Annotated in this window: 1 protein-coding gene; it reads right to left on the bottom strand. The window is 35.6% G+C overall.

Going from position 1 to position 1,013, the window contains the following annotated elements; translation table 11 throughout:
- Positions 1 to 999 (bottom strand): radical SAM protein (locus tag NZ841_08445; protein ID MCS7202789.1); only part of this gene is annotated, 999 nt, incomplete at its 3' end.
- Positions 1,000 to 1,013: the final 14 nt, after the last annotated feature.

The following is a 1,013-nucleotide window of genomic DNA, read 5'->3' as shown; positions in this document are numbered from 1 at the left end:
AGGTGCTTTTCCACCAAACTCTTCAATCCAGACAGGATTTAAAACTCTTCTTACTTCTTCTGCATACCTTTCTATTTCCTTTCTAAACTTATATAGTATATCATCAGCACCAGGATGAGTAGGATAGGCTCCATGCTTTTCTACAACCTCTCTTAATATCCATGGTGAGTCTATGATCATACATGGAAGAAGAAGATTTTCATGGAAAGGTTGTCTCTTTCTTATCTCTTTAAAGAAAGGAGATCTCAAAACATCAATAAGACTTTTCTCTTTTATATTGTCCACTGCAAAGTGAACAAAGATGCAAGGTTCTACATCACCTTTGTGGTTTATATGAATATATCTTCTTCCTCCTGCAATACATCCTCCTACATAGGGAGCATCATTCCAGAAATCCATAGGATATATTGGAAGATTTCCTCTTATTTTTCTTATGAACTTTCCATATTCTGCTCTCTGCTCAGGAGTAGGCATAAGATTTGGATCATCATCTCTTCCTACAGGCATGTAGAGAAAAGTCCATCCAAAGAAGGCTCCTTTCTCAGCAAGCCATTGATAAAATTCAGGTCTTGTTACTGAAGAAAAGTTCTCTCTTGTTAACGTTATTGAGTAACCAAAAGGAATTCCTTCTTTCTTCAGCATATCCATGACTTCAACCAATCTTTTAAATACTCCTTTTCCTCTTCTTTTATCTGTTTCTTTCTCGTCTCCTTCCAAGGAAAGAACAGGAATAACGTTTTTAGTTTTCCAGAATCTTTCAATCTTTTTCTCATCTAAAAGAGCTCCGTTGGTGAATATCTGAAAGGCAGAATTAGGATGGTTATTAATAATGTCCAAGAGTTTAGGATATAAGAAGGGTTCTCCTCCAAGAATAGTGTAAAGATAGCAACCTATTTCTTCTCCTTCTCTTATTATTCTCTCCACAGTTTCATATGGAAGATCATCATCTCTTGTGTAATTCCCTGCGTAACAACCTATACAGTTTAAATTACATCTCATAGTAGGACTTATTA

Source organism: Dictyoglomus sp. (assembly GCA_025060475.1).
Taxonomy (GTDB): Bacteria; Dictyoglomota; Dictyoglomia; order Dictyoglomales; family Dictyoglomaceae; genus NZ13-RE01.
The sequence above is the reverse complement of the archived record's forward strand: the minus strand, read 5'-3'. Positions and strand labels throughout refer to the sequence as shown.